Consider the following 12804-nt stretch of genomic DNA (forward strand, 5'->3'; position numbering starts at 1 on the left):
GGTCGGCAACACTCTATCTACAAATTTAAGTATCTCATAAAAATAGATACTCTTGGGTTTATAGGTACATCCCGTCCCTAAAAAACCTAACTTAATCATACGAGGAGGTGGAAACCTCATAAGAGGTAACCACGCCTTTTGTAAAAGTTATATATGAATGATTAGCGACGGCTAATAATATCGTGACCGTTGCGTAAGTAAGTGCTACGAGAATTTTTCAAGCTTGCAATGCGCTCTTCAGCTAGACGATCTGCCGCTACATAAGTTGCTATGCCATCGCGTTTTGAAATTTCGATTACTTTTGCAATTGTGTCATAAATAGACTCAACACGTTTTAGTGCACGTTCTCTATTGTATCCATATAATTCGTCTGCTACGTTAATTACGCCACCTGCATTAATTACATAATCTGGTGCGTATACAATACCCATTTCATGAATGATGTCACCGTGACGATTTTCTTTTAATTGGTTATTTGCAGAACCTGCGATTACTTTTGCTTTAAGTTGTGGAATAGTTTCATCATTAACTGTTGCGCCTAATGCACATGGTGCGTAAATATCGCATTCAACACCGTAAATTTCATTTGGTTCAACTGCTGATGCACCGAATTCTTCTACAGCACGTTGTACAGCTTCTTTATTAATATCTGTAACGATTAATTTTGCTCCTTCAGCGTGTAAATGTTTGCATAGGTGATATGCTACGTTACCAACGCCTTGAACAGCAATTACTTTTCCTTCTAAATTGTCAGTACCGAAAGCTTCTTTTGCAGCTGCTTTCATACCACGGTAAACACCGTATGCAGTTACTGGAGATGGGTTACCAGAAGAACCGAATGATGGTGAGATACCTGTTACAAAGTCAGTTTCTTCATGGATAATATCCATATCATCTACTGTTGTACCAACATCTTCAGCTGTAATGTAACGTCCGTTTAGTCCTTGGATATAACGTCCTAGTGCACGGAACATTGCTTCGCTCTTATCTTTACGAGGATCACCGATAATTACTGTTTTCGCACCACCTAAGTTTAAACCAGCTGCTGCGTTTTTGTATGTCATCCCTTTTGCAAGACGCAATGCATCTTCAATCGCCGCTTCTTCAGAATCATATGTCCACATTCTTGTTCCACCAAGAGCCGGTCCAAGTGTTGTATCATGAATTGCAATAATTGCTTTTAAACCAGATTCTTTATCTTGACAAAATACTACTTGCTCATAATCATATTTTTCTAAGTATTCGAAGATTTCTAATGTCATTGTCGTTTCCCCCTAATGTTTTACCCTTTTTGGTTTATTTTGAAGCAGTCGCAACTGCCAATGCTAATGAATATACTTTTGTTTCTGCTGAATCAGCACGAGATGTTAAAACAATCGGTGCTTTTGCGCCAGCAATCATTGCTCCTACTTTTGCATCCGCAAAGTATACGAGTGATTTATATAGCACATTTCCAGCTTCAATCGTTGGGACGAGTAAAATATCTGCCTTACCTGCTACATCACTTACTATGCCTTTATGCTCTGCTGCAATTTGTGATACTGCATTATCTAAAGCAAGTGGTCCATCAACGATACAATCTTTAATTTGTCCGCGGCGATTCATTTGTGTTAACATCGCTGCATCAATTGTCGCCTGCATCGCTGGATTCACAACTTCTACTGCTGCGATTGGTGCCACTTTTGGCAAGTCGATTCCTATTGCCTGGGCAACTTCTACAGTATTTTGTATAATAGCAGCTTTTTGTGTTACGTCAGGTGCGATGTTCATCGCTGCATCTGTAACGAAAATAAGACGGTCGTAATTTTGAACTTCAAATGCTGCTACATGTGAAAGTACGCTACCTTTACGTAGGCCCCACTCTTTGTTTAACACAGCCTTCAAAATATTCGCTGTTGGGATGTTCCCCTTCATAAGCACATCTGCTTCACCATTTCTCACAGCTTTAACAGAAAGTTCTGCAGCTTCAGCACTAGACATTGCTGCAATCACTTCAACATGTTCTGAAGTTTGTAAACCATGTTCTTGTAGCATCCCCATTATTTTTTCTTGATTTCCATATAGACGAAATTGAGCTAGCTGTAATTTAATTGCTTTCGCTACAGCTTCAATTACTTCATGATCTTCAGCTACTGCTACAGCCACAGTTTTTTTAGGCTTTCCTGCTGCTTGATCAATTAAGTATTCTAACTTCATATTTTGTAATCAACCCTTTCCGTCGTCCCTCGTCTATTTATAAAGCAAATACCGTGCCAACTTTTAAAAGTGGTCTTACCAATAATGAAAACGCATTCAAAATGCAGTAAAATCAATACTTTAGAAAATAACGAAAGATTCTGTCTTATTTTGTCGCTTTTTGTATACCATGCAATAAATTGCATGGTACGCAATTTATTGCATGCTATTTTTTGCATGGTCATACTTTTCTAGCTTGTAATATAAATTTCGAACGGAAATTCCTAACGCTTTTGCAGTTTGTGTTTTATTCCCATCAAATCTCTCCAAATATTCATAAATAATATTCCCTTCAAACTCTGTCACTAAATGTTCAAGTGGCTTTTCTTCTAATTCAGGTAATAAATGAGATTGCTTTGACTCCACCTGCTCTTCGTTATGTAATGGCGGTAAATGGTGTACATCAATATAGGTCTCGTTATAATTCATAAAGATAATAGCTCTCCCCAAAATATTTTCAAGTTCCCTCACATTTCCTGGCCATTCGTATGATTGTAAATATAAAACGGCTGAATCAGTGAGCCCTTCTACATTACGACCGTAATCTTGATTAATTTTTTGAATCAATCTGTCCGCAATTGTCGGTATATCTCCTTTACGTTGACGAAGAGATGGAATTTGAATTGGAATTTTATTTAATCGATAATATAAATCCTCCCTAAACTTCCCTTCTAGAATAGCCTTTTCTAAATTCACATGTGTCGCTGCAATTACTCGAACATTAATAGGTATCGCTTTCGTTCCACCAACTTTTACAATTTCTTTTTCCTGCAATACACGAAGGAGTTTCGCTTGTGTATTTGCAGACAACTCCCCTATTTCATCTAAAAAAATACTACCGTTATTCGCTTCCTCAAAGAACCCACGTTTCCCGCCTCTTTTCGCTCCAGAAAACGCCCCTTCCTCATAACCAAATAATTCACTTTCTAACAACGTCTCCGAAATGGCCGCACAGTTTACACGGACGAACTTATTGTATTTTCGATTACTTCCATTATGGATTGCATGTGCAAACAATTCTTTACCAGTCCCAGATTCCCCGCGTAACAGTACTGTTGCTGGTGTATTCGCTCCTAGCTTCGCCTGTTCGATAGCTGCCGTTGTTTCATCTGAATTTCCGACAATATCATCAAATGAATATTTTGCTTCTAATGTACGAATAATTTGCCTTGCTCTATTCAATTCATTTGTTAATTTTTGAATTTCCGACACGTCACGGATAACACCGACGCTTCCTTTCAATATTCCATCCACAATAACTGGTGCTACGTTTACAATTACATCTCGCTTTTTTTGCCCAATCTTCATATGTATTCCGCGCACCGCACGACGCGTTCGAAGTACTTTCATATGCATACTTTCGCCTTCTACAATATCAGTTGTAGCAGGCTTCCCAATAATATCTTCTTCTGTTAAACCCGTTAATTTCGTATATGCTGGGTTAATGACTAAACCTCTTCCTTTTTCATCCACAACCGAAATCGCTTCTTCAGATGAGTTAATAATTGCCTCTAATAGTGTTTGAATTTCTTTTAAGTCTGTAACTTCTTCCGCAAGATCTACAACTTCTGTTATATCTTTAAAAATTGCAAATGCCCCTTGTACCTCTCCTCCTTCTTTTAATATTGGAATACGCGTTGTAATAATTTTCTTTCCATTCTCTAATGTCAGTTCATAATTTACTTCTATTTGTTTCGTACGTATAATGCGAAGTAATTTACTAGTTGGAATGACTTCTAAAATATACTTTCCTATCGCCTCTTCTTTTTTATATCCGATAATACGCTCTGCACTTTTATTAAAAAGACGAACTTGTCCCTCTCGATCAATTACAATCATGCCGTCATGTGTAGAATTTAAAATTAATTCTCCTTGTTGCGTCTGTTCCTCTAACCGCCCAATTAGCCCTTCCTTCTCATGCGCTAATCCTGTAACAATTTTTGCGATATCACCTGGTATAAGAAGAGTGTCTTTTTTCTTTTTTTCTAATAAAACTTTATGTACATCATCTTCACCTGTCATATCAAATATTACATCGATATGCATAGAAAGAAATGGAGTTACACTTTCTCCAATTGCAATCCCGTATTCCTTAGCAATTTGTAGTCCTTTTGCCAACGGATTTATATCAATAATCCCTATAATTTGAAATATATTCGAACTTTGTAACAGATTCAGCAGCGCGCTCCCGCCTTCACCTGCACCAACAATTAATACTTTTTGTTTCATATATTACACTTCCTCTCGAAGTAACTCTGCAAATTTTTTCACACCCTTATCTTACTCGTTCAGCACCCTCTTGACAAACCCCCTTTCCGTATAACATCATTAAAATATACGAAATAATCTGAAAAGGAGCGTTATGTATGCAGCGTTACGTTGCTCTACTATTAGCACTTATCCCTATTTCATTAGCTGTGTTTGGTATAAAGTTAATGAGAGATACTGTATTCGGGATTCTATTTCCACCAATTTCCATACTGTGGTTACAATTTTTAATCGGCGCTCTCTGCTTCGCGCTCGGGTTTTATATCTTTGGTAGCTTCGTCTTGCACCGAGATCGCAAACGAAATAAAGTACAAGCTCGCTTTAGAAGATAGGAATGCCCCACTATTTATAAATAAAAAAATGAGACCGTTACACGCGGTCTCATTTTTTTATTGGCAATAACGTTCTTGCCGTTTCAGGGTAATCAGTAATAATCGCCGATATATTCATATCAAAATATTTACGCATAAGCGTTTCTTCATTAATTGTATAAGGGCGAACTTCTACACCACTTTCCATCGTTAGTTCGGCAATAGCATCTTGAAGATAACGATAATTCGGATGTACTGCTGTAGCCCCCATTTTTTTCGCGTATGCCCACGGACTATGCAAACCTTCGCGATATAAAATTGCTGTTTGAATATCAGGAGCCATCATATGGCACCGTTTCATACTGTAGTGATTAAACGAAGAAAATATAACACGATCCTCTAGACTAAATTTCCGTACAAGCGTTATAACTTCTTCCTCTAAACCTCTGTATGGAATTTTATTATTTTTAAGTTCAATATTAAGTAGCAAACTCGTTTGTTCAAGCCATTCTAATACCTCTTCTAAAAGTGGTATTTTACAAAAACCTACTTTATCACCAAATTTATAACTTGCATCTAACTTGCATAAGTCCTCATATACATAATTGCGAACCGCACCTTTTCCATTTGTTGTCCGGTCCACCGTTTCATCGTGAATGACGACAACTTTTCCATCTTTCGTTAATTGAACATCAAGTTCAATTCCATCCGCTCTAAAAGACTCAGCTGCTTCAAATGAAATCATTGTATTTTCTGGGTACGTTCCAGCCGCACCACGATGTGCAAATATAAGAGTCATCCTCACTCCCCCAATCTTATGCTATACTATACGAAAAAGGAGGTACTTCTATGAGACCATTACAAATCTCTCCAGATACTGCAGTCCGCTTATCAAAAGCACTAGGTGTTCCACTTGAACAACTCATGCATATGCCGCAGCACATTTTAATTCAAAAACTAGTTGAATTAGAAAAACAAAATAAAGACGAAGAATAATACAGTCCTGTTTTGCAGGACTTTTTATTATTTTCTATTATATCACGGATGCCTTTCCTACTAAAATCCTTTAACAGATGTACTACGATGTGATTTAGCCGTTCCTTCATCATTTAATAATGAATCACATCTTTTCTTTTTTGTTACACGTCATAAAGAAAGCAGACCATTTATTTATAAGTCCCCATTGCGTCCTAAAAACACGATCATAAAAAAACTAGAAGCCCTTTATATTGTTTTTTATTGAACGTGCGGAGCATCCCCTGATTCGTATAGTTCTTTCGCTTTTTCCTCCCCGAATGTAGTTAAAATATAATGTTGCTCTTCTAACGCATCCATTGCTCTAGTTGCTTTACAAACGCTATCTTCTTGAGCATCCGAGAAATAATTGTGATCTTCTACAATTTTACTAAAATCTTTTTTCGCCCATCTATCAGCAATTGCTAAAAGTTCATTTTTCTTCGCAAAGCTACTCTTATTTATAATTTCTTTTAATTTTTTAGCATTACTTTGAATCATTGGGATAGAGCTCGATTTTCGTTCTGCCACCACTTTTTGATGAGTCATGCGATGCATCGCTGTAATGACTTCGCTTTCAGTAGAATTTTCAGTAACATACACATCAACAAAGACCCCATCTACCTCTCTACCTACTATTGTTTGGTCTTCTTTTTTATCTATTTGAGCGCTCACTTCTTTATCTACGGGATTATCTGCAAGTTCTAACATTCCAAATGTAACTGCAATAGCAAGAACTCCCATAGCTGCTACTATTCCTAGCCAAGTTGAAATTTTATTTTCCATTCCCCTTCTCCCTATCTATATCTATTTTATTGCCTTATAAAAAACTCACTTACATGTAATATTACTAAAAATAGGTTTTATTTTCCATACTATCAAATAATCTCTTTTTCTCAACAAAATAAAAAGACCAACGAATTATAACATTCATTGGTCTTTAAATAAAAAGTTCATTGGTTTTAAATTTGATATCGAGTATCAATTTCAAGAATTATTAAGCTTTACTAAAGCTTAAATCCCTTACTACTTTTACTCTCAACTAGCTTTATGTTCAAGTCTCAGCTTATCCGCAACCATTGCGATAAACTCAGAATTCGTAGGTTTTGCTTTTGACATGGATACTGTATAACCGAATAAGGACGAAATAGAATCAATATTCCCACGGCTCCAAGCTACTTCAATTGCGTGACGAATTGCGCGCTCCACACGGCTTGCTGTTGTATTATATTTCTTTGCGATATCTGGATACAATACTTTCGTAATCGATCCTAATAATTCGATATCATTGTATACCATGGAGATTGCTTCTCGTAAATACATATATCCTTTAATATGAGCGGGTACACCAATTTCATGAATGATACTCGTAATACTCGCATCTAAGTTTTTCGGTTTTCCATCTACTGTTGTGGCTGATCGGAATGATGGTAGTGGACGCTTAATCATAGTGTTTGCTTTACCACTCACTTGACGAATATGACTCGTTAAATTCTCCATATCAAATGGTTTTAATATGAAATATGAGGCACCTAAGTCAACTGCTTTTTTCGTCACATCTTCTTGGCCAAATGCTGTCAACATAATTACGCTAGGCTGTTTTAACCTTTCAATATGTCGCATTTTCTCCAATACAGCTAAACCATCTAAGTGTGGCATAATAATGTCTAAAACGAGTACATCAGGTTGCTTATCTGTTAATAAGTTTAAACACTCTTGACCATTATAAGCAGTACCGATTACTTCCATATCATCTTGAGCGGCTACATAGCTCTCTAACATTGATACTAGTTCTTTATTATCATCCACAAGACATACTTTAATTTTCTCCACAGCTTTTCCTCCCTTACCGAATCGATTCTCCGACATGTGTATCCTTCTAGGCTACATGAATTGTTCGACAATTGTGTGAAAATTCCCTTTTAAAGTTTCTTACTTTCCGATAAAATCACAAAAAAATATGTTTATCGTTCATTTATTCCCTTTCGCAACACATTCCATCATAGAAATACAACGAAACGTTCAACCCTTTCCTTTTATTTTACAACAAAAAACACCTCTTGCGGAGCTTTTACAAAATTTCAAAGAATTTTTCAACAGAAAAAGCGAGCTAATAATATATATTAGCTCGCTTTTTTCTCTTGATCATAAATATTAATTCCAGCTTGATGTAACATCCATTCAATATGAACACCATATCCTGATGTTGGATCATTTACAAATACATGTGTAACAGCACCAATTACTTTTCCATTTTGTACAATTGGACTTCCGCTCATTCCTTGTACGATACCGCCCGTTTTCGCTAATAGACGTTTATCTGTTACTTTTATTACCATACCCTTTGTGGCTGGGAATTTTTGCTGCACTGTACTAACAACTTCAATATCAAACGCTTCTACTTTATCTTGATCAATAACTGTTAATATTTTTGCCGGTCCTTCTTTTACTTGATGAGATAATGCGATAGGCATTGCTTTATCCATTATACCGTTTTTCATATTCGTATTTAATTTTCCAAAAATACCATATGGACTATTAATTGTAATATTGCCAATCACTTCACGGTCTGGTGAGAATCTTGCTAATTTCTCCCCTGGATTCCCATGACTACCTCTTTCAATTGATGTAACTGTCGAGCGCATAATTTGTCCATCTTCGACTTGAATCGGCTTTTTCGTATCATTATCAGAAATAACATGACCAAGTGCCCCATATTTCATAGAATCTGGATGAACAAATGTCATCGTTCCAATTCCAGCTGCCGAATCACGGATATACAAGCCAATTCGATAAGACGATTCACCGTTGTCTTTTTGTGGAGTTAGCTTCGTACGAATATATTTTCCATCTCTTAACAATACAAGAGTAAGCGGTTCACCTGTTTCTCCACTATTATGAATAAACGGTGCTACATCACTCATTCTTTCAATTGTTTTACCATTAATTTCAGTAATCATATCTCCAATTTGTACACCTGCTGTTTCACCAGGAGATATTTTACCTTTTTCAGTTTGAATTAAATGATGGCCTACAACAAGTACACCTTTTGTATTTAATTTCACACCAATTGATTGTCCACCTGGAATCACTTTAAAATCTTTTAACACTTTCACATTTACTTTTTTCACTGGAAAACCAGCAAGCTGAAATACCATATCAGCTTCACCATTTTGATGAGAATTTACCATAAGTCCTTGTTTTTGTTCATTCGAACTCACTGTAAATACATGACGATTTGTGGATGAAGCTTTGAAAACTGGTAATGATGATATTTCTGATTGTTGCCCTTCAAAAACAACAAGTTGTTTCGGTGATGAAATAAACGTTCGAAGCGGTTTAAAACATCCAATAAAAACTAAAGAAACAAGGAGACAAAGACCTATTATTTTTCGAAATTTTTCTAATTTCAACTTGTTCACTCTCCTCGCTCCTACCCCACATTCAGCCTCTTGGCTTCACTTTTTAATCTCTCCTTGCAGTGCTTTATTTATAACCGGAAGAATTAAGAAATCGTCATTTGAGAAAAAAAGCTATCCATTACTGGATAGCCTCTGCTGTCTGTTTAAAATGATGCGCTTGCGTAAGTAATTCTTTCGCATGCTCTGTCGTTAAATCTGTGATTTCCACACCAGAAATCATTCGAGCTATTTCTGTTACTTTATCCTCCATAGTTAAAACAGTAACTGATGTAATTGTCCGATCATTCGCTACTTGTTTTCGAATAAATAAATGTGAATCCGCCATTGAAGCTACTTGAGGTAAGTGCGTAATACAAAGTACTTGCGAGTTTACTGATACTCGATAAATTTTTTCCGCAATAGCCTGTGCGACCCGGCCACTTACACCCGTATCCACTTCATCAAAAATAACAGATACAACCCCTTGATGCTTAGAAAAAATGCTTTTTAAAGCTAAAATGATACGAGATAACTCTCCGCCAGAAGCAACCTTTGAAAGTGGTTTTAGCGGCTCTCCTGGGTTCGTTGAAATATAAAATTCCACATGATCGTAACCATCCGCCGTAAGTCTTACCGGCGCACCTTCCACAAGGGGCTCTTCTGCATTTCCTTCTCTCTTCATAATTCTCACTTCAAATTTCGTTTTTTCCATATATAATTCTTTTAATTCCTGATGAATTGCATTTGTAAGGTGTTCTGCAAGCTCATGACGCATATCACTTAACAACGTTGCTTCTTTCATAATAACACTTTCTAATTCCTTCAACTGTTTCTTCGTCGTTTCAATATGAACGTCTTTATTTTCAATCGTAAAAATTTCCTGTTCAATTTTATCAGCATACGCTAAAATCTCTTCTACATTATTTCCATATTTTCTCTTTAGCATACGAATTTCATTCAAACGTGTTTCAATTTCATCTAAACGATTTGGATCATATTCCATCATATCGAGCTTTTCCCTCAGTTGATAGGCAACCTCTTCTAATAAGTAATAGCTATTTGCAATTGAATCATGATTCTCTTGATACACTTCATCTAAATGTGTAATACTTTCCATTTGCCCCATTGCACTTCTTACATTATCTAATCCTTGTCCGTCGGCACTTAAAGAACGATATGCATCACCTAACGCTTTATAAATCTTTTCAAAATTAGAAATTTGCAATCGTTCCTCAGTTAATTCATTTTCTTCATCCATCTTTAAATCCGCCTTGCGAATTTCCTCGTGCTGAAATTGAATTAAATCTAAGCGATGTGCCATTTGTTGCTCATTTTCACTTAACGATTTCAATTGTTTTTTTAATTTTTCATAGTCAGCGTATACGTTTTGATATATGTCTAATTGTTTAACGATTCGATCCCCATCAAAGTGATCAAGCATAAACAGATGTCGTTCTTCATTCATTAAATCTTGCGTTTCGTGCTGTCCATGAATATCAACAAGTGTTTTCCCAATTTCTTTTAATATGCTAAGTGTAACAAGCTTCCCATTTACACGACATACACTCTTCCCGTTCGCAGCAATATCACGCTTTAAAATAATCATACCATCTTCTATTTCTATATCTAACTCTTCTGCCTTTTCAATACATGGATGCTTCTCATCTTCAACATAAAATAGCCCTTCAATCTCAGCCTTTTCTGTTCCATATCGAACAAATTCTGCTGACCCACGGCCACCTACAAGTAAACTAATTGCATCAATAATAATCGATTTTCCGGCCCCTGTTTCACCGCTTAAAACCGTTAAACCTTTTTGAAAAGAAATATTTAATGCTTCAATAATAGCAAAGTTTCTAATCGATAATTCCGATAACAATGCCCCATTCACCTCGTTATAAAATAATCCCTTACTAAAGGATTTTCTCAGTTCTTCATTCAAATAATCATGCTATATATTTGTATGTATATACTCTTCTAACCCGCTTCATTGTACCAAACATTTGTTTTACGGGTCAATCCATCTATTTTTTAACTTTATGCAAACAAAATATTATATTACAATTGAAAATTCATATTTTTAACCAATAAAAATATCTTGTTCACTTTCCACTTTACGATGGAAAGCAAACAAGATTTTTTGTTACAACATATTTAAGAAACGATCAGAGACAACACCTGTATCGTCAGGTGTACGGCAAATAATTAAGCAAGTATCATCACCACAGATGGTTCCGATGATCTCATCCCACTCTAAATGATCAATAAGTGCTCCAAGTGAATGAGCGTTACCAGGCAATGTTTTTAGCACAAGCATATGTCCTGCCGTGTCTAATTTTACAAATGAATCCACTAGATTTCGTTTTAATTTTTGTAACGGGTTAAATCGTTGATCTGCTGGCAAGCTATATTTATAGCGCCCATCATGTAATGGCACCTTCACTAAGTGCAGTTCTTTAATATCGCGCGATACTGTTGCTTGCGTTACATTAAATCCCTCATTACGTAAAATATCAACTAATTCATCTTGTGTTTCAATTTCTTTGTTTGCAATAATTTCCCTGATTTTAATATGGCGCTGACCTTTATTCATACATTTGCACCTCACACTATCTCTTACCATAGTTTAAACATTGGTATACTTCACTTATTTATGTTAACTTATAATTCGTTTCTTGTACACAATTGTTTTTACAATCATTATACAATTACAGCAAAAAGAGGAACAACATATGTTATTCCCCTTTCCCTTTTTGTTTTAGAACGTCATGCGCTTCTGTAACAACTTGCTCTATAGAAATCGGAGAATGATTTTCGCCATTCTCACGTTCACCATGCCATTTCAGATGAATTAAAAATTCAATATTACCATCCCCACCCGTAATTGGTGAGAATGTTAAACCTTCCACATCATAGCCTTCTTTTAAAGCAAACTCGACAATCATTTCTACAACAGCTTCATGTACTTTTCTATCACGAACAATACCTTTTTTCCCAACTTGCTCTCTTCCAGCTTCAAACTGCGGTTTAATTAACGCTGCTACATCTCCGTTAGGCATAAGCATTGTTTTTAAAACTGGCAGTATAAGCTTTAATGATATAAATGAAACATCAATACTTGCAAATTGAGGTAAACCACGTTCTAAGTCTGCCGGTGTCACGTAACGGAAGTTTGTTCGTTCCATTACAACAACACGCTCATCTTGACGTAATTTCCACGCTAGTTGATTGTATCCTACATCTAATGCATAAGATAATTTCGCTCCATTTTGAAGCGCGCAATCTGTAAAGCCACCAGTTGATGAACCAATATCTATCATAACTTTATCTTGTAAATCAAGATGAAATGTCTCTAATGCCTTTTCAAGTTTATAACCACCACGACTTACATACGGCATAACTTGTCCCTTCACCGTAATCTCAGTATCTTGCGAGATTTTCTCTCCTGGCTTATCAAGTCTCATCTCATTTGCATATACGAGTCCGGCCATAATGGCGCGCTTTGCTTTCTCACGCGTTTCTATAAGTCCTCGCTCTACTAATAGTACATCTACTCTTTCTTTTTTTACGCTCAT

The 12804-nt window shown here is 36.2% G+C and carries 12 protein-coding genes; 2 read left to right on the forward strand and 10 right to left on the reverse strand.

Annotation, left to right across the window (positions count from 1 at the left end):
• Positions 1-161: 161 nt before the first annotated feature.
• The 3 genes from ACS2CR_RS25960 to ACS2CR_RS25970 all read right to left on the reverse strand — a co-directional run bounded on the left by ACS2CR_RS25960 (position 162) and on the right by ACS2CR_RS25970 (position 4464).
• On the reverse strand, positions 162-1262 hold the full coding sequence (locus ACS2CR_RS25960; protein WP_000171357.1) for a leucine dehydrogenase: 1101 nt from the start codon (positions 1260-1262) through the stop codon (positions 162-164).
• Positions 1263-1296: 34 nt separating this feature from the next.
• The gene (gene yqiS / locus ACS2CR_RS25965; RefSeq protein WP_000764670.1) at positions 1297-2196 is read right to left on the reverse strand and encodes a phosphate butyryltransferase; all 900 of its coding nucleotides are present in this window, start codon (positions 2194-2196) and stop codon (positions 1297-1299) included.
• Between the two features lie 195 nt (positions 2197-2391).
• Complete coding sequence (locus ACS2CR_RS25970; protein ID WP_000810974.1) at positions 2392-4464, reverse strand: sigma-54 interaction domain-containing protein; 2073 nt, start codon at positions 4462-4464, stop codon at positions 2392-2394.
• Between the two features lie 137 nt (positions 4465-4601).
• On the opposite strand from ACS2CR_RS25970, the gene ACS2CR_RS25975 reads away from it, so the two are divergent.
• Positions 4602-4835, forward strand: coding sequence for a DUF2627 domain-containing protein (locus ACS2CR_RS25975; RefSeq protein ID WP_053512780.1), 234 nt, complete (start codon positions 4602-4604; stop codon positions 4833-4835).
• 49 nt (positions 4836-4884) lie between these two features.
• On the opposite strand, the gene ACS2CR_RS25980 is transcribed toward ACS2CR_RS25975, so the two are convergent.
• Positions 4885-5613: a glycerophosphodiester phosphodiesterase gene (locus ACS2CR_RS25980; protein WP_000172580.1), complete on the reverse strand. Its 729-nt coding sequence runs from the start codon at positions 5611-5613 to the stop codon at positions 4885-4887.
• A 50-nt stretch (positions 5614-5663) separates the two neighbouring features.
• Here ACS2CR_RS25980 and ACS2CR_RS25985 point away from each other — a divergent pair, with 50 nt between their 5' ends.
• Positions 5664-5810: a YycC family protein gene (locus ACS2CR_RS25985; RefSeq protein ID WP_001247671.1), complete on the forward strand. Its 147-nt coding sequence runs from the start codon at positions 5664-5666 to the stop codon at positions 5808-5810.
• 240 nt (positions 5811-6050) lie between these two features.
• Here ACS2CR_RS25985 and ACS2CR_RS25990 read toward each other — a convergent pair whose 3' ends face one another.
• From ACS2CR_RS25990 to ACS2CR_RS26015, 6 genes are all read right to left on the reverse strand, one after another.
• Positions 6051-6614: a PRK06770 family protein gene (locus ACS2CR_RS25990; protein WP_053512779.1), complete on the reverse strand. Its 564-nt coding sequence runs from the start codon at positions 6612-6614 to the stop codon at positions 6051-6053.
• A 252-nt stretch (positions 6615-6866) separates the two neighbouring features.
• Positions 6867-7661 (reverse strand): sporulation transcription factor Spo0A, encoded by a 795-nt coding sequence (spo0A, locus tag ACS2CR_RS25995; protein ID WP_021727703.1) that lies wholly within the window; start codon positions 7659-7661, stop codon positions 6867-6869.
• A 290-nt stretch (positions 7662-7951) separates the two neighbouring features.
• Positions 7952-9250 (reverse strand): SpoIVB peptidase, encoded by a 1299-nt coding sequence (spoIVB, locus tag ACS2CR_RS26000; RefSeq protein WP_002101312.1) that lies wholly within the window; start codon positions 9248-9250, stop codon positions 7952-7954.
• Positions 9251-9368: 118 nt separating this feature from the next.
• Positions 9369-11108 carry a DNA repair protein RecN gene (gene recN / locus ACS2CR_RS26005; protein WP_053512778.1) on the reverse strand — a complete coding sequence of 580 codons (1740 nt, stop codon included), beginning with the start codon at positions 11106-11108 and terminating at the stop codon, positions 9369-9371.
• A gap of 264 nt (positions 11109-11372) precedes the next feature.
• Positions 11373-11822 carry an arginine repressor ArgR gene (gene argR / locus ACS2CR_RS26010; RefSeq protein WP_001032580.1) on the reverse strand — a complete coding sequence of 150 codons (450 nt, stop codon included), beginning with the start codon at positions 11820-11822 and terminating at the stop codon, positions 11373-11375.
• 142 nt (positions 11823-11964) lie between these two features.
• Positions 11965-12804 (reverse strand): TlyA family RNA methyltransferase, encoded by an 840-nt coding sequence (locus ACS2CR_RS26015; protein ID WP_000111874.1) that lies wholly within the window; start codon positions 12802-12804, stop codon positions 11965-11967.

Origin of the sequence: Bacillus cereus group sp. BceL291, from assembly GCF_051776705.1 — a bacterium.
GTDB classification, from domain to species: domain Bacteria; phylum Bacillota; class Bacilli; order Bacillales; family Bacillaceae_G; genus Bacillus_A; species Bacillus_A cereus.

Excerpts from the sequence above, each read along its gene's own strand:
- ACS2CR_RS25970 (WP_000810974.1), bottom strand. The coding sequence starts at position 4,464 with ATGAAACAAAAAGTATTAATTGTTGGTGCAGGTGAAGGCGGGAGCGCG.
- ACS2CR_RS25990 (WP_053512779.1), bottom strand. The coding sequence starts at position 6,614 with ATGGAAAATAAAATTTCAACTTGGCTAGGAATAGTAGCAGCTATGGGA.
- ACS2CR_RS26015 (WP_000111874.1), bottom strand. The coding sequence starts at position 12,804 with ATGAGCGTAAAAAAAGAAAGAGTAGATGTACTATTAGTAGAGCGAGGA.
- argR (WP_001032580.1), bottom strand. The coding sequence starts at position 11,822 with ATGAATAAAGGTCAGCGCCATATTAAAATCAGGGAAATTATTGCAAAC.
- ACS2CR_RS25985 (WP_001247671.1), top strand. The coding sequence starts at position 5,664 with ATGAGACCATTACAAATCTCTCCAGATACTGCAGTCCGCTTATCAAAA.
- ACS2CR_RS25975 (WP_053512780.1), top strand. The coding sequence starts at position 4,602 with ATGCAGCGTTACGTTGCTCTACTATTAGCACTTATCCCTATTTCATTA.
- yqiS (WP_000764670.1), bottom strand. The coding sequence starts at position 2,196 with ATGAAGTTAGAATACTTAATTGATCAAGCAGCAGGAAAGCCTAAAAAA.
- ACS2CR_RS25980 (WP_000172580.1), bottom strand. The coding sequence starts at position 5,613 with ATGACTCTTATATTTGCACATCGTGGTGCGGCTGGAACGTACCCAGAA.
- ACS2CR_RS25960 (WP_000171357.1), bottom strand. The coding sequence starts at position 1,262 with ATGACATTAGAAATCTTCGAATACTTAGAAAAATATGATTATGAGCAA.